This window comes from Salinibacterium sp. NK8237, from assembly GCF_015864955.1.
GTDB lineage: Bacteria > Actinomycetota > Actinomycetes > Actinomycetales > Microbacteriaceae > Rhodoglobus.
This window is the reverse complement of record NZ_JADYWE010000001.1, coordinates 1,561,475-1,582,457: the sequence shown is the minus strand read 5'-3', so window position 1 is coordinate 1,582,457 and position 20,983 is coordinate 1,561,475. Positions and strand designations below refer to the sequence as shown.

Sequence of the window (20,983 nt, the reverse complement as noted above, 5' to 3'; positions counted from 1 at the left end):
TCAGCCCGCACCACCGGCCGTCGTGTTGCTTGACGTGGATCGGATGCTGGAAGGCGGCGGCGGAGCCTCTTCTTAGAAAACGGGTCCGGTCTTGTCGATATGGTATTTCGCCATGTCTCCACCAAGGAATTCGATATCTAGCTGCGGGGAGTTTGCGATCTTCCTCCACGCAGCTAACGCCTCCTCGTTCTCCCACCGCTCAAATGTATTGACCCGGGCGTCGTTGACGGGGTCTGAACTGATGGCGAGGTCTAGGCACCCCGGCGCTAGGCGTGCCCGAGCCACGAGGTCGAGGTGTTGAGCGACAAATCTGTCGCGTTCAGTGGGGGCGAGAAGGAGGTATCCGGCGATGACGAGCATATGAGCGTTCCCTTCATGGCGATGGGTGTGTGGTTGTAGAACGTGACGATGTCGGTGGCGAGAACGTGCAGTCGTCCCACCCGCTGGCAACGTTGCAACCATCGCAATTCCTTATCGGTGATAAGTGTTGGTGCAACTATGGCTTATCGTCGATAAGGTGTCAAGATGGCTTCAACAAAACGACCGACACTCACCCGGAAGTCGATCACTGCGACAGCGCTCGCCCTTGCCGACACGGTTGGTTTGAACGAACTCACCACGCGGCGGCTGGCGGTCGAGCTCGGGGTCAAATCGCCCGCGTTGTATTGGCATTTTGCCAACAAGCAAGCCCTTCTTGACGGGATGGGTGACGCCATAATCCTCAGCGCCGGCATGGGCGCTCCTCTGCCCGATGAGGGTTGGCAGAAATGGGTAGAGCGACGCGCCCGCGCGTATCGCACGGAAATGCTGAGCCATCGGGATGGGGCTCGCATTGTTGCGTCCGTTCGCACAGCAAGCCCTGAAACCGTTCGGCTCTTCGGTGACGAAATCGCCGCGCTGGCAGCCCTCGGGTTTGATCCGGCGCTAGCTGTACGCACCATCGCCGTCGTCTCGCATTACGTGACCGGGTTCGTCTTAAAGGAGCAGGCCGCGGCCGAGGCGCAACGCATGGGAGTAGGCGGCGCTGTGAATCCGATGGAGATACTCGACGGGCCTGCACTCGACACATTCGTGGTTGCCATGCGTACTGGAGGGGATCCCCTGGGCGAGGATGTTTTCGAGCACGGATTGCGCATGATCATTTTAGGAACCGAACGCGAGTTGGCCGCTGTCAGCAGCGACTGATCACGCTGGCAACGGGGCCCGACACAACTTCTGTTTACGAACAATCACCTCTACGTCACAGCGTACGGCCCGAGCGAACGCTTGCGACCGGGCAGCGCGAACCAGCGCCCGTCGTGTTGCCCGACGAGAATCGGATGCGCAAAGGCGGTCGTGACGTTTTCAGTGGTCAACACCTGTTCGGCTGGCCCGGCCTGCGAGATCCGACCATTCGCAATCAACGCGGCATGGGATGTTGTGGAGGGCAGCTCTTCGAGGTGATGCGTCACGAGAATTGAGGCCAGTCGCGGAAAGCTGTGGGTGAGCGTGTCGATGGTTTCGAGGAGTTGCTCGCGCGCCGCGACATCCAGCCCGGTGCTGGGTTCGTCGAGAAGCAGCAGGTCGGGTTCGGCGATCAGGGCGCGGGCGATGAGTGCTCTGCCGCGCTCTCCTTGCGACAGCGTCGGCCAGCGGTGGGCATCCTTGCCTGCCAGCCCCAGCTGTTCGATGAGCTCTGACGCGCGTTGGGTCTGCTGCGCGGTGGGTTCCCAGCGCGGGGGAGTCTCGAGGGATCCGGTGAGGCCAGTGAGTACGACATCCCGAATCGTGAGGGGTGCGTGAAGCGGATGACGCGGGTTGACGTGCCCGATCGAGCGACGCAGTGCCTGCAGTTCGACTCGGCCGAGGCGTTGCCCCAGGATGTCCACGGTTCCGGAGGTCGGGTGCGCTGAGGCGCCGACGAAACCGAGAATGGTGCTCTTGCCGGCGCCGTTGGGGCCGAGGAGCGCCCAGTGTTCGCCCGCGCGCACGGTGAGGTCGACCTCGTGGAGGATGGTGCGCTCGCCGCGGCGGAACGTGACCCCGCGCAGCTCGACGACGGTGGGGTTGCTGTTCACGGAGGTGCTTTCGTTCATGGAGGTGCTGTCGTTCGTGGTGGTGCCGTCGCTCACGAGAGGGCTCGATGCACGCCGGTGAGGTGCGCCCGGCTGCACTCGGCGGCGGCGGCCGGGTTCCGTTCGGCGATCGCTTCGACCAGAGCACTGTGAGCGGCTTGGTCTACCTCGTAGTCGTGGATGGGGCGCAGCTTCAGCATCTCAATCATCGCAACTCGCACTCGCGGCACGAACCCGTCGAACAGTTCGAGCAGCACTTCATTGTGGGATGCCGCGACGACTTCCCGGTGAAGCGCCATGTCGACGTCAGCGAACTCTTCGGCAGAGTGGTGCGAGCCCGAGCGGCGGGCGAGTGCTCGGCGCATCGCCCGCAAGTCTGATGGTGTGCGGCGATGCGCGGCGAGCGCGGCAGCTTCGGCCTCGATGGCGACCCGAGCCTCGATGACGGATGCAACGGAGACTCGGCGCAGCACGACATCCCAGTCCTCGGCAATGTCGGTCGAGATCACGAAGACGCCCGAGCCTTGACGGCTTTCGAGCACGCCCTGGCCGGCAAGTTCACGGATGGCCTCCCGCAGTGTTGAGCGCCCGACCCCGATCTCGGCCGCCAGTGTCGTCTCGCCCGGCAGCTTGTGTCCCAAGGGCCACTCGCCGGCACCGATGCGCCCAAGCAGGACTCCGGCTGCCTGCGCGGCGAGCCGGCCTTGTTGCACTGCTGGCGTCATGCAGGTGCTCCGATCACTGTGTTCATCTGCCTCGCAACTCTACACCTCAGACAAGTTGGGTTCGCCGTGCGTGTCTGGCTGGTGGGTGTCCCTAGCTGGATGGTGCGGTGTGACAGGATGAATTGGCCGAAGGAGACCCGATGACCGAGTTCGTATCTGCGACTGCAGATATCCGTGGCGACTACCGCTATTCGTTGACTCGCGTCTGGGATCCGACGCTTCCGACGATCACGTTCGTGCTGCTCAATCCGAGCACTGCCGATGCCAATCAGCTCGATCCGACACTGCGGCGCTGCGTTGGCTTCGCTGAACGCGACGGGTATGGCGGCATGGTGATCCTCAACCTCTATGCGTTCCGCACCAAGGACCCGAAGGTGATGCTCGCGGCGGCTGATCCTGTTGGCCCCGAAAATGACAGCGTGCTCGGTAACCTCACGGGAACCGTCGTCGCAGGATGGGGCGCCAACGCCTCCCCGAAGCGTGTGGCTCAGGCGATGGCTGTTCTGCCGCAGTTGCACACACTCGGAGTCACCAAGGATGGCCATCCTCGGCATCCGCTCTACGTGCCCAAAGATGCGCCGCTGATCGAGTGGACGTCGTCAGTGTGAAAACTTCGACCGTTTCGTAGCTGTTCGACTGCGGCGGCTGAGGAACCCGTCTCTCTGCGTACGCGTCGCATCATAGTTCGGAGAGTTCAGCGGGGATATCGCGCCGAGTATGAAGGATGCGGTGGATGCGAACGGCATCGGCATCATCTGTGTAAAACGCCACGTAGGGGAACTTCTGCAACGCAAGCCCTCGAAGCTCCGGCATGCCTAGCTCGACTGCGAACCGCGGCGACCCGATCGACGGTTGCGACCCGAGTAGGTCGCGCGCCTTATCTAGCGCATCAACAAATGCCATTGCGGCGTCAGCGGCGCCCTCTGTCAGGTAGTGCTCCACGGCATTGTCGATGTCCTGATCGGCGCGTCTGGTCGTGACGACGCGGCGGGACGTCACGGGGTGTCAACGCCGTGGTTGTTGATTCGCTCACGAAGCTGGTGGAAGTACGCATCATCCAGCTCGGATCCTGGCCCCGACGTCATCCCCTCCACGACGAGTGCACGCAGTTGCGTGCGAGCATGCTCATTCCGGATCAAATTGCGCACGAACTCGCTACTCGTGCCGTACCCGTGCTCGCTTACCTGTTCTTCAACGAACTGCTTCAAAGCGTCAGGAAGGGACACATTCATCGTTGCCATTCCTTCACTGTACGCTCGATGGCAAAGTTTGTCATCGGTTCTCGCGTCTCCGTAATTGCTCTGAGCGCGCGAACTTCGACTGCTGACTAGAGTCTGAGGATGGCGGCTGAACTGGCACACGAAATCGGTCCGAACCCGGATAAGCCAGTCATTGTGTTCCTGCACGGTGGGGGTTGGACCGGGTGGGCATGGGATCGACAGGTCGCCGCGCTCTCGGACTTCCACTGTGTCACTGTCGACTTGCCGGGTTCCGGGGCAAGCGCCCACCTTCCTTGGCGGTCCCTTGACGAGACTGCAGACCGAGTGGCGCGGCTAATATCCGAGATTGCGGATACGCAACAAGTACACCTTGTTGGGCTATCTGTGGGCGGTGACGTCGCGCTTCGAGTGCTCGGCCGGAATGCTGCAAGGATCGAATCCGCGTTCATTTCCGGCATCGTGACATCGAAAGTGACCGGCATCCCACGCGCAGTGCAATGGGTAGCGTCACTCATGGCTGGCACGCGCGTATTTCAACGGTTGGCGGCGAACTCAATGGGGTTGACAGGCGACCGGCGCGAAGAGTTTCTCTCGACGGTCCCAAGATTCGCGCGGTCAAGTTACACACGCATGGTTCGTGACGTTTTCGACGGGGTTTCTCTCGACGGCCTGGCGGTATGCACCGTGCCCACACTCGTCATCGCCGGCGAGAACGAACCGCCGCTTGCGGCAGAGTCCGCGCGCCATGTCTCGCGCGTGATGCCCGATGCAGTGGCGACGATCGCCGACGGTGTCGGTCATGCCTGGAATATCGAAGCGCCTGGCCTCTTCAACTCAGCGGTCGACGCGTGGATCACCCGGCGCGAAGTGACCGCTGGCCTCTCGCCCGCACGAGGATCACGATGCCACGGATGACCGTTAACCTGCGCCCCGGACAGCCTCCCATGGCTAAGTGGTACAGTATGCTGTACCACTTATCAAGGAGTCGTCATGCCCGCAATCACAGCAACCGAGGCGCGCAAGAGCCTGTTCGGACTCATCCAGCGCGTCAACGATGACCACACTGCGGTCGAGGTTGTTTCCAAGCACGGCAACGCAGTCATCCTCTCGAAAGACGACTACGACGCAATCATCGAGACCGCTTACTTGCTGCGCAACCCCGCAAACGCTGAGCGTCTACTCGACGCAATCGAGCGCGCTCGACGTGGCGAGTTTGAACAGCACGATCTTCTCGACGCATGAGCCGCACGCTCGCGTTCGACAAAAACGGTTGGGAAGATTACGTCCATTGGCAAACCCAAGACCGCAAGACGCTCAAACGGATCAACACCCTCATCGCTGACGTTCTCGGCGACCCATTCACCGGGATCGGAAAACCGGAACCACTCAAGCACGTCCTCAGCGGCGCCTGGTCGCGGCGCATCGACGAAACGAACCGACTCGTCTACTACGTCACCAACTCCCACATTGTGATCCTCCAAGCACGCGATCACTATTGAGCGTCACCATAAACCGCCCTCTTTCGCCACCCGCCCGCAACCCGCTCCGAATTCGCGCGCTACCGCGCTGATAGACACGGTATGTGCGCAGGGTTCACCGGCTCAGTCGGCGCCGGGGACAACAGCGTGCGCAGCTGCGCCTTGATGCTTGTCATTCTGGATCTCAGGGTCGAAGGTTTGACTCCGACGATGACTGCTGCCTCGTGTGATTTGAAGCCATCCCAGTAGATCAGCCGGATTAGCTCGGCATCAGCTGCCGAAAGTGATGCGATTGCGTCGCGGAGTTCAGCTCCCTTGTCGTCAGCCGGGAACGCCGCGGTGGTTCGCAGTTCGTCGGCGAACCTGCGCACCGCGGAGGAGTGACGTGCGGAGCTGCGTCTGGTGCTTCGCAACACGTTGTGAGCGACTCCGAAGAGCCACATGCGTGCGTCAGTCTCTTCTGCAGGCATTTTGCGGTGGAGTTTCCACGCTGTGATCAACAACTCGCCGTATGCTTCGGCGGCATCAGCAGGGTTCGTGATCCTGCGCAAGAAGTAGCGATACAAGTCGCCCTCGTTGCCCCTAATAACAGCCGCGAATCTGGCCTGTTCGTCAACGGTGCTCACAAGCCGCATCCTTCCGCGGCCATGTCGAAGCCGACCAGATTAGGGTCATAACCTTTCGTTTCTAGGTGCTTCCACGTCAAGTTCGAGGCCACCCGCCACACAGCCATCTGTTTGACCTCAGCATCACTCCTGGAGATCGCAACCGTGTCGCCATTTTCATCTTGAGCGGTGAGATTCGACTCACGGATTTCGGCTTCCATTTGCGCAGTGTCCAACGTTTCCAGATCGAGCGCGCCCACAAACGCCCGTGTTTCACGCGCGATGTCTGAGTTCTCGTTCACTCCATCCGAGAAGCTGACGGTGAAGCCGGCGAAGCAGATCTCGGCACCGTTGGAGACAGAGAAGACATTGTCTGCGACCCAGCCCCAGGGCGTTTCCATGCCGCCGGCAGCCATCGCCGCTGTCCCTCCGCCGAGAAGCAACCCCGCAGCAACGACCCCGGCAGTCCATGCCCGCCAACGTCGCGCGCGGCGAGGCAGCGTTTCGGCGAGGATTCGCTCCCGATGTCCGGCCAGCCCTGTGGGCAGCGGCGGCTGGGGTGCCGTATCGCGGAGCAAGAGTTCGAGTTCAGCGTTGTCCATGGTGTGCCCTCCGATGATTACATTCACTCAGTACATGACCGCGGACGCCCGTTTTGTCCATTCGAACTCGAAATGAGTCAGGCAAACAGTAACCTCGGTCGTGGACGCGTCCGAAGTCCTTCCCTTGTCCCAGGTTTGCTGTGGGCACTGCCGGCCGGCTACTTAGGATCTCCACTAAACCCACAGGAGAAAGCTCGCATGCGGCCCTCGCCTAGTGGTCAGCCCAAGGTCTCGTTGTGCGCCAGTCGTCGGGAAAACCCATCTCCCGCGCTGAACGCCCAGGCATCTTGTCGAGAGACTGGCCCGCTAAAACGCCCACCTTGTGGGCCCAGGTCGAGCCCGGTGATGTCGTCTGGAGAATCTTCGCGATGACAGCGAGAGCGCCGAAGATATTCTCGCTCTGCCCCTTGGGGAGGCCCTCCAGGCCCTCGATTGTTTTCATAGCGGCGGTTGGGGCTGGGACGACCGTTCGGTTCCAGAGCCTCCCATGGTGGGCTGCAATATTCCGGACGACTGACAGTTGCTCGAGCCAGCGAGCCAGCGGGTGGTTCTTGAGCGATTTGTTTCGCTGATTTCCGGTGACTTTATCCAAGTCGATGCGCAAACCTAGCCCTTCGGCGACAGCGTATTGATCGCTAGCTTTCATGCCTTCGAAAAGTTTGGAGACGTCGGAAAGATCGAGAACGTCGACAAGAACCCAGATGGGGATGACGCCGCTGCGCTGGTTTTGATGGTGCTGAATGGATGGAGATCGTCGGGAAGCCCTGGTCACGCGTCTATTCGCATCCGCGAGCCAACCTTGGTGATCGAAGGTATCTCGAAAAGTGGATGCGATTTCGTATGAAAGTGGTCCGTGAGCGCCGAGCACATAACTGACTTGGCTGCGGAGGGCCACTTCTACACGTTCGACACCGTCATGCAAAAGGGTGCGGAGTTTTCGATCGAATTCGTAGAGGTCTGTGATGGAAGAAAAGGTTGTTCCGGCTTCGAACTGATCCGATCGATCTACTTTACCGTCTTCCGAAACGACTGACTGTCGGTAGATGTACCAGTAGCCGCTGAGTCGGTAGTAGTTCACGGAGCGGAGCCAACGTTCCGGTTCTCCGTCAAGGTCGAGGCCACGGGTTCTCAGGAGTGCGACCTGCTGATCGATCGTCTGATACTTCTTTGAAGGCGAGGCCACAGCCCGATTCTGCCATGTTAAAGAAATCCAGCCCACACCGGAATACCGGGCGGGCTGAACGATTGCATCCAACCTACCACGCCCCTGGGACGTATGGGCGGTGAGGTTCCGTGATAAAAGACGTCTCGTAAACGGATTCCCTTACGGGACTTTCAACTACCTAAGCGTCCGCACTTCTGAAGCAAAGGGCAAACGGTTGAGTTTTGCGCGTGTGATTGCTGAGATGATCAGAGGGTGAGCGAAGAACAACAGGCGAAGTGGGCAAACCCTGAGCCGTCGATTCATCACGCGGTTGCACTCTGGGCTGCGGATTGCGCGGAGCGCGCTCTGCCGATCTTCGAAGAACTACGGCCCGATGACGGTCGGCCACGCGCAGCGATCGCAGCTCTGCGCGCCTGGGAACTCGGACAGATTCCGATGACAGCGTGCCGCACCGCGGCATTCGCAGCTCATGCCGCTGCACGAGACGCGAGTGGAGCCGACTCCCCGGCAGCCGTTGCGGCTGCCCGTGCGGCTGGTCAGGCGTGCGCAGTAGCGCACATGTTCAACCACTCTCCGCATGCGGCGACATATGCCGCGAAAGCAGTCGGCTTGCGCGGATCGGGAAAAACCGATCGAGACGCCGAGCGCGCTTGGCAGTGGAAGCACCTCGACCCTGAGCTGCGTGCGATCGGCTTCCCTAAGGGGCTATAGCGTGAGCGGATCGATCCGCACATCGCGGCCGCCCGTTAGACGATCCCTAAGCGGGACACCGCTCTGCGCTTCCGCTTGAGTGCTAATGCGCGGATCAACCCGGAGCCACGCACAACGCTGGACTGCTTCTGCCCACGGAGAGCCTGGGGAATCCCGTAAAGGGTGTCCGCGGTCAAATCCCGAAATGGCTCCCTATACGGTGCAGCGAACCCGGCGACTCGATTCGATTGCTCAGAGGTTTCGGCGTGGTGTGCTGCTGCATCGGGGTTCCGAATTCACCGCAAGTTGTCTTGAGTTAATCAAAACAACTGATAGCGTCGTAGTCATGGAAACAGTGACGGATGCGGCGCTCGCCGACACTCTGCGAGAGGCCGGTCTGAAAGTGACTGAGCCCCGCGTCGCTGTGCTGAGTGCCCTCACCGACATCCCGCACTCTGATGCCGACACGGTGTTCGGAGCTGTACTGCCGAGTTTGCCCGGCACCTCCCTCCAAGCCGTGTACGGGGTGCTGGCGGCGCTCACGACGGCGGGCTTGCTGCGCAAGATCGAACCGGCAGGGTCATCCGCTCTCTATGAACGCCGCATTGGTGACAACCACCACCACATCGTGTGCACCGAATGCAGTGCCGTGCGTGACGTGGACTGCGTTGTTGGTCACGCGCCGTGCCTCACGCCATCCGATGCTGGCGGCTTCACCGTGCACACCGCCGAAGTGAACTTTTGGGGAGTATGCCCCGATTGCCAGAGCGCTCTCAAGCAAAAGAGCGCAGACTAAAGAACACAGACAGAGCTGTCTACGCTGTCGACCGACTTTCCATTTCGCCCCTAATAATCCCCACACAAAGGAGACATCGTGACTGAACCCACGACAACCCAGGCCGGCGCACCCATTGCGAGCGATGACCATTCGCTCACAACAGGTCCTGATGGCGTAATCGCGCTGCACGATCGTTTTCTGGTCGAGAAGCTTGCCGCGTTCAACCGCGAGCGGGTGCCGGAGCGCAACCCCCACGCCAAGGGTGCTGGAGCATTCGGTGAGTTCGTCGTCACAGAAGACGTCTCTCGTTTCACCAAGGCTGCCGTCTTCCAGAAGGGTGCAACAAGTGAAACCATTCTGCGTTTCTCGTCCGTAGCCGGAGAACAAGGTTCGCCCGACACTTGGCGCGACGTGCGCGGCTTCGCACTGCGTTTCTACACCACCGAGGGAAACCTCGACATCGTCGGAAACAACACCCCCGTCTTCTTCATTCGTGACGGCATGAAGTTCCCCGACTTCATCCACTCGCAGAAGCGCCTCGGTGACTCCGGTCTTCGTGACGGCGACATGCAGTGGGACTTCTGGACCCTCTCGCCCGAAAGCGCCCACCAGGTCACGTACCTCATGGGTGACCGCGGCCTCTCCAAGTCATGGCGCCACCTCAACGGCTACAGCTCGCACACCTACCAGTGGATCAACGCCGAAGGCGAACGCTTCTGGGTGCAGTACCACTTCAAGTCCCGCCAGGGCGTTGAACTGATGGAAGCTGCCGAAGCCGAGCGCATCGCCGGAGAAGACGCTGACTACTACCGTCGCGACCTCTTCAACGCCATCGCCGACGGCGACTACCCCACCTGGGATGTCTCCGTGCAGGTCATGCCGTACGAAGAAGCCAAGACCTACCGCTTCAACCCCTTCGACCTCACCAAGGTGTGGTCGCACAAGGACTACCCGCTGATTCCGGTTGGACACTTCACGCTCAACCGCAACCCGGAGAACTTCTTCGCGCAGATCGAGCAGTCAGCGTTCTCGCCGTCGAACATGGTTCCCGGCACCGACATCAGCCCAGACAAGATGCTGATGGCACGCGTGTTCTCCTACCCGGATGCCCAGCGCAACCGCATCGGAACCAACTACAACCAACTGCCGGTCAACCAGCCGCACGCCTCCGAAGCGCGCAACTACCAGCACGAAGGTTCCATGAACTACAAGATCGGTGACGCGGCAGCTCGCACGTACACACCGAACTCGTATGGCGGACCCGCAGCTCAGCCCGAGCTTGCCGGCGAAGGTGGCTGGGCGACCGACGGCGAACTCCTTCGCGCAGCAGCAACCCTGCACTCCGAAGACGACGACTTCGGCCAGGCCGGAACGCTCTACCGCGACGTCTTCTCCGCAGAGTCGAAGGCACGCTTCATTGAAACCCTCACCGGACAGGGCCGCGGCATCACCGTTCCCGAGATCCTCGAGCGTTTCTACTGGTATTGGACAAGTGTGGATGCCGGCCTCGGTGCCACCCTGCGCCAGACCGTTCCCGGCAACGGCGACACCCCCAACGAAGAAGCTGACCCCGTAGGAGTCGGCCCCGCCGAGTAACACTGAGGTGAATCGCTTGCGCTAACGCGAAGCCGAACACCGGATGCCCGGTCCCCGAAGTATGGGGGCCGGGCATCCGTTCGTTAATGCTGCAGGTGTCGCGTGTGCTGCAGGTGTCGCCTATGCCGGAGGCGCTGCATGTGCCACCGAACAGAGCGAGCGCCGCCGGCAGCGAGACCGGTGCTGGCTAGGCCGCAAGCCCCAAAGCCCCATCGATGACAGCGACAGTGCCACCGACATACGCGATGATGATGACCGCGATCCGCGCAGCGCGGTGGCTGACGTGCCGGTTGAGCACCTCGCCGAACACGAGCCCCACCAGCAGTGAGCTGATGATGATGACCCAGCTGAGAGCATCCAACTCAGGAAGCATGCCGCCAGAAAAGAGAGCCTTCGTGGCGAGTGATGTGGCGCCCACAATCACAAAGTAAGGCTGAAGCGTCGCCGCAAAGTTCACTTGCGGCCAGCGCATGATGACCGCATAAATGCTGATCGCCGGACCGCCGACGCCCGCCGCCGTGTTCATAAAACCGGATGCCGCGCCGGCAAGGATCGCAGCCGGTCGCGCCGGTATAACGCGCTCCGACCGCTTGATTAGCAGCGTCGCGGTGAGGGCAACGAGCACCAGGATGCCAATGCTGAGTTGAGTGATTGGCCCGGGGAGGCGGGTCACAAGAAACGAGGCGGGCACGATCGTGACAACCGCCGGAATCGCCAACCATGCGAGCGTGCGCCACTCGACGTGCCGCCAGACGCGCGGAATGATGAGTGACGCCGAAATAACGCCACACAGGTTGATCACTAGCACCCCATCGAAGGGGCCGAGCAAGATCACGATCAGCGGGGACGCAACGAGTGCGAAGCCCATCCCGGTGATCCGTTGTGAGAGCGCTCCGATGAGAACGGAAAGCGCGACGAGAGCAAGCACTGACCAAGACTAGAGCGCTGCCGTGCCCATGCTTGCCATCAGGCAAGAAACCCGTGCCGAGCTGGGGTTCTGCGTTAGAGGGTTTTGGCGTAACAGACGCTCAGGGGCTCGCCCACGTAGTCGCCAAAGTTCTCAATGCGGGTGTACCCCTCGCGCTCGTAGAACCGCATCGCATCGGGTTGGGCGGTGCCTGTTTCGAGCGCGAGCGTGGTCGCCGACTGCGCGCGCGCCCACTCCTCGAGGCCCTTGAGCACGGCGATTGCGATGCCGGTGCCGCGCTGGGCAGGCGTGACGTACATGCGCTTCACTTCGAAGTTGCCGTTATCGAGCTCACGGAGCCCACCACAACCGGCAGGAACACCGTCGACATAGGCGATCAAGAAGACGACTACCGAGTCAGATGTCGGCTTCGCGCCGGGTTCGCTATCTTCGGTTCCGTACCGCGCGGTGAGCTCCGCACGCTGCGCTGAACGCAGCATTACCGAGTCGGCGTGCTCAAAGGGAACGCTACGGAGTTCGAGTTCGTAAGTGTCTTCCACGTCAGAATCCTAGTCTGCGTGTCGCCGAGAACCTGCCGAGAGTGTTTCAGGAACCTAGAGCGTGCTGGGGAAGATGCCCCGATCACAGATCATCCAAGTCATGTTGTTGGGCGTAATGTCGCTCATGTCGGGGAGCGCAAAAGTCACGCGACCATCGCCGCCGTAGGTGGTGCCAATGAGTGAGAAGAGCGCTTCGTTGGAGGAAATATTGATGAGGCGGCCATCTGCGACGAGGCCCTCTCCGGTGCGGTAGCCCGCCGACAGCGAGAGCGTGCCCATAGTGCATTCATTGGTGGAACTGTCGAGTGCTTCGCCCGAGCGGTAGCCGAACTGCGCAGAGAGGAGAGAGTTTCCGGTGGCTCCCGTTGCGCCCGTGGGGCCCGTTAGCCCTGTTGCCCCGGTTGCACCCGTCGCACCGGCAGCACCCGTCGCACCGGCAGCACCGGCAGCACCGGCTGGGCCGGTTGCGCCGAGGAGGCCCCGTTCGCCCTGGGGTCCGGCGGGGCCCGTTGCGCCGTCGAGTCCATCGAGTCCGTCGACGCCATCTGCACCATCTGAACCGTCGATGCCATCAGCGCCATCCGCACCATCAGCGCCTGCTGCGCCTGCTGCGCCTGCTGCGCCACGAGGTCCGGCTGTTCCGTTGAGCACGGTGTCGCCATCCGCACCGGCTGCACCGTTCAGGCCGTTTGTGCCGTCTCGTCCATCGACGCCATCTGCACCGTTCAGGCCGTTTGTGCCATCTTGTCCATCGACTCCGTCAACGCCAGCCGAGGTTGCTTCCGTCGTGAACACTGCCTCAACGAATCCGGCACCGCACGAGTCGGCGGCATCAATGAGCTTGATTGCCGAGGCGGTGGTGTCGACACAGGCCTTCTGCAGCGCATCCGCAGAACTGGCTTGGCTCGTGCAGCCGGCAAGCATGACGGCAGCGACGGCCGCTCCCACAAACAGTCGAAGTGAACGTGACGGCGTGCGGGGTGCTGAAGGCAAAAGAAAGATCCAGACGTTCGGGAGAGCGCAACGGTGCGTCACGGGATGATACAAACCTAACGAAGCTGACCAAGTGGACCACGAGTGGTCTCCACCCCCAGTGTGGGGACACGGCAGGTGGTCTTCCGCCGCCGTTGTGTGTCGGCACAGCTACAGGGTGCAGACTTCAAATCATGGAAAATGCGAACGGCATCGTGCACAGCGTTGGCAGTGCGCCGATTAGCGATGCAGCCGTGCCCGTCACGATCACAGCGTCGGTTCACGCCTTTAATCAAGCAGTACGCGCTGTCCGTGCCGGCGAACTTGAAGCGGATGACTCTGCGGCTCAGCTCATTGGTCTGCTGACAGAGAAGGAACTGCTCGGCCTGCTCGACGGAGATTCTCCGCGCCGACTCTTACCGTTCATCCCCGCGCTTCTCGGCCGGAGACCATTTGTGGCCGGTGCGGTATCGCGACTCGGTATCCCGGGCATCCGATTCAGTGATGGTGCTCGCGGCGTCGTCATCGGTGCGGCTACAGCGTTCCCCGTAACAATGGCGCGGGCAGCAACCTGGGATCCGGAGCTTGAGCAACGGGTCGGCGTCGCGATCGGCGCCGAGACCCGCGCGCGGGGCGCCAACTACTCGGCCTCGGTGTGCGTGAATTTGCTGCGGCATCCCGCTTGGGGTCGCGCGCAGGAGTGTTACGGCGAAGATCCGGTGCTCGTTGGGCAGATGGGCTCGGCGCTTACCCGGGGCGTTCGGGTACACACGATGGCGTGCGTCAAGCATTTTGCGCTCAACTCAATGGAGAACGAACGCTTCGAGGTCGACGTCTCTGTCGACGACCATGCGCTGCATGAGGTGTATTTGCCCCATTTCAAAGCGGTGGTGGATGCCGGAGCCGACTCGGTCATGAGTGCCTATAACCGGGTGCGCGGCGAGTACATGGATGTCAATCGTGCCCTTCTCACGGATGTGCTGCGAGACGAGTGGGGCTTCACCGGTTTCGTGACGAGCGACTGGGTGTTCGGCACCCACGATGCGGTCGTCAGCCTGCAAGCCGGAATGGATGTCGAGATGCCGCTACGGATGCTGCGGGCGCGCGCTCTGCCTGCCGCACTGCGCAGTGGGGAGCTTAACCGCGCGACCGTGCTGGAGTCTGCTCACCGCATCCTGCGCACCAGCATTCTGCATGCGGCAACCCGCGAGCAGCAGGAGCCGGATGTCGCTGTCATTGCCTCTGCCGCGCACCGGGCTCTGGCCCTCCACGCCGCTGCCGAGTCAATCGTGCTGCTCAAGAACGATGCCGTCGACGAGGCGCCACTGCTACCATTGGCTCCCGGCATGCGTCGGCTCGCCGTTATCGGGCGACTCGCTGACCAAGCGAACCTGGGCGATCATGGTTCTTCGCGCGTTCGACCACCATCCACTGTCTCCCCGCTGCAGGGCTTGCGTGACGCGTTCCCCGCGGCACTGATCACGACTTCCACAGGCAAAGACGAAAAGGCTGCCGCGGCGCTCGCGGCTCAGGCAGAGATTGCCGTCGTCGTTGTCGGGCTTGACCAACACGACGAGGGCGAGTCGGTCGTCACCGGGGGAGTCGATGTGGGGATCCTCGGCCGCGCTTTCAACTCTGGTCTCTCTCGCCGTATCTTCATCGGGCTGGCGCACCTCGCGGCCCGCTTCGTTCGCGGTGGCGATCGGAGCTCGCTCGAGCTTCGGCCTTCCGACGCCAGTCTCATCCGTGCCGTTGTCGCGGCCAATCCGCGCACCGTTGTAGTGCTCATCGGCGGCAGCGCGATCCTGACCGACGAGTGGCGGGATCGCGTTCCTGCCCTTGTTCTGGCCTGGTACGGCGGCATGGAGGGCGGGCACGCGCTCGCGAGCATGCTCACGGGAGATACGGAACCCGGAGGCCGGTTGCCGTTCGTCATACCGAGCGACGCTGCGCAGCTGCCACCTTTCGACAGCGCAGCGAAGGCCGTGGTGTACGACGATTCCTGGGGCCAGCGCCACCTCGATGGCCAGGGCCGTGCTGCTGCGTTCCCCCTCGGCTTCGGGCTGGGTTACACGACGATGACGCACGAGCTTCTCGACCACACCTTCAGCGACGTGGGCGGCACCGCTCGGGTTCTCGTGACCAATACGGGCGACCGCGACGGATCCACCGTCGTGCAGCTCTACGCCGCCGACTTGTCGGCCGAGCATCCAGTCGCTCAGCTTCTGGGTTTTCAGAAAGTGACGGTGCAGCGCGGGGCGAGCACGACCGTGCAGATCGCGCTCGATGCGGGGCCGACGGTGCAGCGTGATCCGAGCACCCGGCAGTGGCATCCACGAGCGGGCGATTGGGCGCTGATCGCCGCTCAACACAGTCCTTCACACTGGACTGGAGCGGTGCCGTTGCGTCGCACCGCCAACTAGCGGCTTACAGACTGCGGCAGCGACCACTGCCTGCGACTGTGTCTGCGACTGCGACTGCGACTGCGGCTGTGGCAGCGACTGTGTCTGCGGCTACGCCTGCGTGTGCGGAAGCGCGTCGATACGAACACGCAGAGAATCGTCGTTGCGAAGCACTGCCCGAATCAGTCGGCGGCCCTCCCAGCGCACCGAGGCGAGCCTCTGGTCAGGTCTCAGCACTAGCTCTCCTTCGGCAGACGCGTACCGCTTCTGCAGATCGTCCAGCTCATCTGCTTTCAGGAGCGCCACCGTGCTGTTGTCTGTGGGGTCAGTCAGCCGAACGAGGGCAGAGTCTCCTCTGAGATCGCTCGCCACCATTTGTCGTTCGCTGGCGGCAAGAATAGCTTTTTGGGCATCGCGAGTCACGACGATCGGCCGGGCCGGGCCATCGAGCAGGCCAGTGAGAACGTCTGCCGCGGCATCCGGTCGGCCGGTGCTCTTTGCTGCCGCTTGCATTCGTTGGAGGCGACCGGGTTCGCGAAAGATTTGGTCGATCTTCCAGCCGAGGGTCGTGACGTCGTTGCAGCGAACAGCAGCACCCTGTTCCATCAGGTAGTCACCGTTACGAACTTCTTGCCCCGGGATGGGGTTCACGAGCACCATGGGCAACCCTGCCGCCATGCATTCGGAGGCCGATAACCCACCGGGTTTACCCACAAACAGGTCGGCACTTCTCAGCAGCGCGGGCATCTCCGTCGTGAATCCCAGCACCTGAAAGCGGTCGTCAGCCCCGACGAGTTTCTCAATGCCCGTGCGAGTCTCATCGTTGTGCCCACACACGACGGTCGCCGTAAACGCGGAGCGCATATGCAGCGTCTGCCGCACTACCGCGATGGCATAGTCTCCGCCCGCAGCGCCAGCAGAGATCAAAATATGGGGGATGTCATGGGCGACGCGGTCGGGTTCGACATCCATATAGGTGCTGATCGGGATGCCGGTAGCGGCCACACGGTCGGGCGGCAGACCGAGCGCCATCAGCTCGATCTTGCCTTCCTCGCGCGCCACGTTGAACGAGTGGAATGCGCTGGTCAGCCAGAGGCCTTGAGGATCGTAGTCGGTCGTGACCACCGCAGTTTTGGCATCAATTACTCCGCGCATAAGGAGCGTGGACATGAGCTGGGCGGGAAGAAAGTGTGTGCTGACGATTGCGGTCGGCTGAAAGCGTTTGATCTCCCGAATCACGGGAAGAGAGTTGGCCTGCGTCCAGGGGTCGATAGGTCCGCGGCGCCAAAACGGGGCGTCGCTGACGTCGTAGGCCCACTCGAGCAGCCAGGGCAAACCCTTCGCCAGTACGAAATAGCCCTTGCCCAACACGTCGCGGTAGAGGGTGCTGCTGACCTGCAGCACGTCGAGCACCTTCACTTCGCCGACATCGCTGCGTGCGTCACAAGCTTGGCGCACTGCCGCGGCGGCGCTGTTGTGGCCCGACCCGACGCCGGCAGACAAGATCAGTACCCGCTCTTCTCCAGCCGCAGAGGGATGGGCGGGGCGGGTCTTGGGCATAGGGAAAGAGTAGTCGAGCCGGGTGCGGCTGCGCCCGTTGGGGGTGTCTTATCCCCGCGGCGAATTTTTAGAGCCAGCGATGTTCGTTGGTCGCCACGCGGGCAGCCTCAGCAAAGCGGGCGAACCGTTCGCGCTCCACGGCGTCATACGTTTCGGCGGCGACGGATGCTTCGAGCCGGTCAATCTGCTCAGCCACCGCCGCGGACTGCTCGGTGCGTTGCGCGCGGTAGCCAACCTCCTGCAGCAGTTGGAACAAACGCTCAACCACCCCGGGGTCGCTCGCGCCATAGCGGCGAGGTTGGGTGAGGGCGATATCGAGCAGGCTCACAAAGTCGTGGGGCTTGATGATCACGCGAACAAGATTGTCGTCGTCGGTAAGCCCGCGCGACTGAATCTCAAGGTCGGCAATCGAGCAGAGCGTCGCCGAGATGTGCCCGAGCGTGTGCACCGCGGTCGTCGGGTCGTTGACTCCGGGGGAGAGAGCGCGGGCGGTGATGTCGACGAGTTGCCGGATGCCAAAACCAATATCTTGGCTGGCCGTGCGCTCGTAGGCGAGGCTGACGGCACCGACCAGCGCACTGTTGATGGTGTCGCGGTCGTCGTCATCCACGTGGCGCATGGGGTCACGCGGCCACCAGCGCAGCACCGGGGTGCCGCTCACGACGTGATGGCCAACGGTGTGTTCTTCGCGCGCGACAATGTCGTGCCGGATGGCGATCGTGAGCAGCCGGGAGCGGTCGCTCGACCGAATGAAGCCAGAACGCTTCGCGAGAGCCAGCTCGATGCGCTCGGCGGGCGGCCATTCGGGAAGCTCGGTTTCGCCGGTCGCCATCGTGGATGCCACGAGCTCAATGGTCTTGCTGGTTTCGAGGTAGACCTGCCGCATCGTTGTTTCAATGCGCAGCTGCCTGGCCAGATGCGCGAGGAACAGCGTGAGCATGACAACGCTCGCCAAGGTCAGGAGCGATGCCAGCGTCACTGCCAGCCGCGGCACGAGCGGATCAATGGTGTCGTCGCCATCCTGCACCGTGCGCAGCACCGTCAATGCGTAGGCGAAGGTGCCGACGAAGACGGAGAGGGTCCAGTGCACGGTTTGGTCTTTGAGGAAGGTGCGCAGTACGCGCGGGGATGCCTGGCTGCTCGCTAGCTGCAGAGCAACGACCGTGAGGGAGAAGGTAAGAGAGGTGGCGGTAATGAGCGAACCGGAGATGGCGGAGAGCACGGCTCGCGCACTTTCCGGACCACCGGCAAACAAGAATCGTTCAACGCCGACGGGCAGCGACGAGTCAACGGCGCGGTCGACCAGCGGCAATACGATGCCCAAAATCACGGCGAGAAGAATGGAGATCGTGGGCAGCGGCCACAGCTCAGCGGCCACTCCCTCGCGCACGGTGGCAATCCAACGGCGCAGGGAGTTTCGGCGTGCACTCTGTGTTGCTAGCTCGCTCATCACATCCCTCTCGAATCGCCCTAGTTAATCACGTCAGGCTTTGTTGTGGCGCGTGCCCCTAGGGTGGAACAACGCGAATGAAAGGAAATCACTCGATTGTTTGAATGGGTATCGTGGCTGGGTCTTGCCGTTGCTGTCGTGATTGCGCTTGTCGCCGTCGTCATCGTCATCGGGGTGCTCTCTCTCATTGTGCGGGGTATCGCGCGGCTGCGGCCGGGGGTGTACGAAACCTTGGCTCCGACTCGCCGCCGACTGCGAGTGCTCTTGGCTCTGCTCGCCGTCTGGGCTGCGATCTCGATCACTCTCCCCGTGGAGAGCATGCGCGACGTTATCGACGGTGTTTTCCTCGTGCTGGTGATTGCCGCCAGCGGCTGGGTGCTGATCGCCGTGATCAACCTTTTGCTCAATCGCACTCTCACCCGCTACCCCACGGATGTTCCAGATAACCGAGCTGCTCGCCGCATCCGCACCCAGATTCAACTGATTCGCCGCATCCTCGGGGCGGTCATCATCATCGTCACGATCGGTGCCATCCTCTTGACGCTTCCCGGCGCTGAAGCTCTTGGCGCCAGCGTGCTCGCCTCTGCTGGTCTCGTCAGCGTTGTGGCCGGCATCGCGGCTCAGTCCGCTCTCGCCAACGTCTTTGCCGGCATGCAACTCGCCTTCAGCGATGCCATCCGAGTGGATGACGTTGTTATCGCCGACGGCGAATGGGGTCGCATTGAAGAGATCACCCTCACCTACATCGTCGTGAGCATCTGGGATCAGCGCCGCCTCGTGCTGCCATCTACCTACTTCACGACCACGCCATTCCAGAACTGGACGCGTAACGCCACCGAGCTGCTCGGCGAAATCAATTTCGATCTCGACTGGCGCGTCAACATCGACCAGATGCGCGTGCACCTCAAGAAGATCGTTGCGGAATCCGACCTGTGGGATGGCCGCACCGCCAACATCCAAGTCGTGGATGCCACGGGTGGCTTCGTGCGCGTTCGTGTGCTGATTAGCGCCGCTGACTCTGGCGCCCAATGGGACCTCCGCACTCACGTGCGCGAAGAAATGGTCGGCTGGCTGCAGCAGAAAGACTCCGCAGCCCTGCCGCGCACTCGCGTGCTCATGGTCGACAACGAAGCCCGTGGTCGCACCAAGGGCTCGGTCGAACCTCAAGAGCGCGGCCTCTTCAGCGGTAGCGCTGAGGCCGACGCTCGTCGTCAAGAGTTCACGGGGGCGATTCCGGTTCAAGACAACGTTCCCGAAAACCTCGTTGGCCCAGAAGAGACCGATGCCGATGAGGCTCAGGCTTCCACCGACAAGCGCGTCATCAACGACTAGGAGTCATTCACGATGCCCGGCCTCGACAATGCTGTCAGTTCCCCGCCGCTCAGTTCACGAAGCTGGGGGTTGGTGCCGGCAGCGCTGCTGAGTGGATCGGCGGTGCTGATGTTCTCGCTGCGGCTTCCGCTGCTGGGCTATGTCGTGGTGGCATTGGCGCTCGCCGCCGCCTGGCTCACCGACCGCAACAAGCACACCGAGGGTCTCGCGAAAGACCTGCTGCTGATCGCGGTCGGCATGATCATCGTCTCCACAGTGTCGGTCGAAGCCGACATCAGCTGGGGCAACTTCTTCCTGCTCGGGTTTGTGCTGGCTGCAGCGGTTGCTGTGCCGTATGCCCTGTCACGCTTTGTGTTCAAGGATCGCCTCATCCGCTTTCCGTGGCGGGGCGGATGGCCGTGGAACCGCGTTCAGTGGGGCTACCTGTTTCTCGTGCTTTTTCTCGGCTGGCTCATTCTGCCGTTCTACTTCATCACGAGCGGTGTCTATCTCAACTGGCCGATTGTCACGACGCCCGATGAGATCGGGCGGCTCTTCGTCGGCGTGAACGCGGTCGGCACGTGGGACGAACTGTTCTTCATCCTCACCGTCTTCGTGCTCTTCCGTCGTCACTTCCCGGTGTGGCAGGCCAACCTGCTGCAGATGGTGATCTTCGTGGCGTTCCTGTGGGAACTCGGCTACCAGTCGTGGGGCCCGCTGCTCACCATCCCGTTCGCCCTGCTGCAGGGCTGGATCTACTCGACCACCAAGTCGCTCGTCTACGTGCTGAGCGTGCACCTACTGTTCGACGCGGTCGTCTTCCTCGTCATCGTGCACGCGCGTAACCCGGGAGTGATCCCGTTCTTCCTGCTGTAGCAGGGGGTGCGGGGGCGGTGCCGATCCTGCGA

The 20,983-nt window shown here is 62.1% G+C and carries 24 protein-coding genes; 11 read left to right on the top strand and 13 right to left on the bottom strand.

Going from position 1 to position 20,983, the window contains the following annotated elements; genetic code table 11:
• Window positions 1-72 precede the first annotated feature (72 nt).
• Complete coding sequence (locus I6E56_RS07710; RefSeq protein ID WP_197109324.1) at window positions 73-360, bottom strand: putative quinol monooxygenase; 288 nt, start codon at window positions 358-360, stop codon at window positions 73-75.
• A gap of 165 nt (window positions 361-525) precedes the next feature.
• On the opposite strand from I6E56_RS07710, the gene I6E56_RS07705 reads away from it, so the two are divergent.
• Complete coding sequence (locus I6E56_RS07705; RefSeq protein WP_197109325.1) at window positions 526-1,185, top strand: TetR/AcrR family transcriptional regulator C-terminal domain-containing protein; 660 nt, start codon at window positions 526-528, stop codon at window positions 1,183-1,185.
• Window positions 1,186-1,235: 50 nt separating this feature from the next.
• Here the strand turns inward: I6E56_RS07705 and I6E56_RS07700 are convergent, their stop codons facing one another.
• Window positions 1,236-2,075 carry an ABC transporter ATP-binding protein gene (locus I6E56_RS07700; protein WP_197138214.1) on the bottom strand — a complete coding sequence of 280 codons (840 nt, stop codon included), beginning with the start codon at window positions 2,073-2,075 and terminating at the stop codon, window positions 1,236-1,238.
• Window positions 2,076-2,107: 32 nt separating this feature from the next.
• Window positions 2,108-2,779 carry a FadR/GntR family transcriptional regulator gene (locus I6E56_RS07695; RefSeq protein ID WP_197137131.1) on the bottom strand — a complete coding sequence of 224 codons (672 nt, stop codon included), beginning with the start codon at window positions 2,777-2,779 and terminating at the stop codon, window positions 2,108-2,110.
• A gap of 140 nt (window positions 2,780-2,919) precedes the next feature.
• Here I6E56_RS07695 and I6E56_RS07690 point away from each other — a divergent pair, with 140 nt between their 5' ends.
• Window positions 2,920-3,387, top strand: a complete 468-nt coding sequence (locus I6E56_RS07690) for a DUF1643 domain-containing protein (RefSeq protein ID WP_197137129.1) — start codon at window positions 2,920-2,922, stop codon at window positions 3,385-3,387.
• A gap of 70 nt (window positions 3,388-3,457) precedes the next feature.
• Here I6E56_RS07690 and I6E56_RS07685 read toward each other — a convergent pair whose 3' ends face one another.
• Window positions 3,458-3,778 (bottom strand): type II toxin-antitoxin system RelE/ParE family toxin, encoded by a 321-nt coding sequence (locus I6E56_RS07685; protein ID WP_197137127.1) that lies wholly within the window; start codon window positions 3,776-3,778, stop codon window positions 3,458-3,460.
• Complete coding sequence (locus I6E56_RS07680; RefSeq protein ID WP_197137125.1) at window positions 3,775-4,011, bottom strand: type II toxin-antitoxin system ParD family antitoxin; 237 nt, start codon at window positions 4,009-4,011, stop codon at window positions 3,775-3,777. The genes I6E56_RS07685 and I6E56_RS07680 overlap by 4 nt, the downstream gene beginning before the upstream one ends.
• 108 nt (window positions 4,012-4,119) lie before the next feature.
• Here I6E56_RS07680 and I6E56_RS07675 point away from each other — a divergent pair, with 108 nt between their 5' ends.
• From I6E56_RS07675 to I6E56_RS07665, 3 genes are all read left to right on the top strand, one after another.
• Window positions 4,120-4,914 (top strand): alpha/beta fold hydrolase, encoded by a 795-nt coding sequence (locus I6E56_RS07675; RefSeq protein WP_197137123.1) that lies wholly within the window; start codon window positions 4,120-4,122, stop codon window positions 4,912-4,914.
• 75 nt (window positions 4,915-4,989) lie between these two features.
• Window positions 4,990-5,241: a type II toxin-antitoxin system Phd/YefM family antitoxin gene (locus I6E56_RS07670; protein ID WP_197137121.1), complete on the top strand. Its 252-nt coding sequence runs from the start codon at window positions 4,990-4,992 to the stop codon at window positions 5,239-5,241.
• Entirely contained in the window at window positions 5,238-5,498 is a 261-nt protein-coding gene (locus tag I6E56_RS07665) for a Txe/YoeB family addiction module toxin (RefSeq protein ID WP_197137119.1), read from the top strand. Before I6E56_RS07670 ends, I6E56_RS07665 begins: the two co-directional genes overlap by 4 nt.
• Window positions 5,499-5,557: 59 nt before the next feature.
• Here the strand turns inward: I6E56_RS07665 and I6E56_RS07660 are convergent, their stop codons facing one another.
• From I6E56_RS07660 to I6E56_RS07650, 3 genes are all read right to left on the bottom strand, one after another.
• Entirely contained in the window at window positions 5,558-6,103 is a 546-nt protein-coding gene (locus I6E56_RS07660) for an RNA polymerase sigma factor (protein WP_197137118.1), read from the bottom strand.
• Entirely contained in the window at window positions 6,100-6,684 is a 585-nt protein-coding gene (locus I6E56_RS07655; protein ID WP_197137116.1) for a hypothetical protein, read from the bottom strand. Before I6E56_RS07655 ends, I6E56_RS07660 begins: the two co-directional genes overlap by 4 nt.
• A gap of 211 nt (window positions 6,685-6,895) precedes the next feature.
• Entirely contained in the window at window positions 6,896-7,939 is a 1,044-nt protein-coding gene (locus I6E56_RS07650; protein WP_197137114.1) for an Abi family protein, read from the bottom strand.
• Between the two features lie 162 nt (window positions 7,940-8,101).
• Between I6E56_RS07650 and I6E56_RS07645 the strand changes: the two genes are divergently transcribed.
• From I6E56_RS07645 to I6E56_RS07635, 3 genes are all read left to right on the top strand, one after another.
• A complete protein-coding gene (locus I6E56_RS07645; RefSeq protein ID WP_197137112.1) occupies window positions 8,102-8,560 on the top strand; it encodes a putative immunity protein in 459 nt (152 codons plus the stop codon).
• Window positions 8,561-8,885: 325 nt separating this feature from the next.
• Window positions 8,886-9,335, top strand: coding sequence for a Fur family transcriptional regulator (locus I6E56_RS07640; protein WP_197137111.1), 450 nt, complete (start codon window positions 8,886-8,888; stop codon window positions 9,333-9,335).
• 78 nt (window positions 9,336-9,413) lie between these two features.
• Entirely contained in the window at window positions 9,414-10,913 is a 1,500-nt protein-coding gene (locus I6E56_RS07635) for a catalase (RefSeq protein WP_197137109.1), read from the top strand.
• Window positions 10,914-11,100: 187 nt separating this feature from the next.
• On the opposite strand, the gene I6E56_RS07630 is transcribed toward I6E56_RS07635, so the two are convergent.
• From I6E56_RS07630 to I6E56_RS15320, 3 genes are all read right to left on the bottom strand, one after another.
• Window positions 11,101-11,841: a sulfite exporter TauE/SafE family protein gene (locus I6E56_RS07630; protein WP_197137108.1), complete on the bottom strand. Its 741-nt coding sequence runs from the start codon at window positions 11,839-11,841 to the stop codon at window positions 11,101-11,103.
• A 74-nt stretch (window positions 11,842-11,915) separates the two neighbouring features.
• Window positions 11,916-12,380 carry a GNAT family N-acetyltransferase gene (locus tag I6E56_RS07625; RefSeq protein ID WP_197137107.1) on the bottom strand — a complete coding sequence of 155 codons (465 nt, stop codon included), beginning with the start codon at window positions 12,378-12,380 and terminating at the stop codon, window positions 11,916-11,918.
• A 54-nt stretch (window positions 12,381-12,434) separates the two neighbouring features.
• Window positions 12,435-13,415 (bottom strand): tail fiber protein, encoded by a 981-nt coding sequence (locus I6E56_RS15320; protein ID WP_307842802.1) that lies wholly within the window; start codon window positions 13,413-13,415, stop codon window positions 12,435-12,437.
• Between the two features lie 131 nt (window positions 13,416-13,546).
• On the opposite strand from I6E56_RS15320, the gene I6E56_RS07610 reads away from it, so the two are divergent.
• Window positions 13,547-15,775: a beta-glucosidase gene (locus tag I6E56_RS07610; RefSeq protein WP_197137106.1), complete on the top strand. Its 2,229-nt coding sequence runs from the start codon at window positions 13,547-13,549 to the stop codon at window positions 15,773-15,775.
• A 90-nt stretch (window positions 15,776-15,865) separates the two neighbouring features.
• Here the strand turns inward: I6E56_RS07610 and I6E56_RS07605 are convergent, their stop codons facing one another.
• The gene (locus tag I6E56_RS07605) at window positions 15,866-17,314 is read right to left on the bottom strand and encodes a glycosyltransferase (protein WP_197137105.1); all 1,449 of its coding nucleotides are present in this window, start codon (window positions 17,312-17,314) and stop codon (window positions 15,866-15,868) included.
• A 67-nt stretch (window positions 17,315-17,381) separates the two neighbouring features.
• Window positions 17,382-18,764 carry a DUF2254 domain-containing protein gene (locus tag I6E56_RS07600; protein WP_197137104.1) on the bottom strand — a complete coding sequence of 461 codons (1,383 nt, stop codon included), beginning with the start codon at window positions 18,762-18,764 and terminating at the stop codon, window positions 17,382-17,384.
• A gap of 96 nt (window positions 18,765-18,860) precedes the next feature.
• Here I6E56_RS07600 and I6E56_RS07595 point away from each other — a divergent pair, with 96 nt between their 5' ends.
• Together I6E56_RS07595 and I6E56_RS07590 are read left to right on the top strand one after the other, a co-directional pair.
• Window positions 18,861-20,096 carry a mechanosensitive ion channel family protein gene (locus tag I6E56_RS07595; RefSeq protein ID WP_197137103.1) on the top strand — a complete coding sequence of 412 codons (1,236 nt, stop codon included), beginning with the start codon at window positions 18,861-18,863 and terminating at the stop codon, window positions 20,094-20,096.
• Window positions 20,097-20,108: 12 nt separating this feature from the next.
• The gene (locus tag I6E56_RS07590; protein ID WP_197137101.1) at window positions 20,109-20,951 is read left to right on the top strand and encodes a type II CAAX prenyl endopeptidase Rce1 family protein; all 843 of its coding nucleotides are present in this window, start codon (window positions 20,109-20,111) and stop codon (window positions 20,949-20,951) included.
• The last annotated feature ends 32 nt before the right edge of the window (window positions 20,952-20,983 follow it).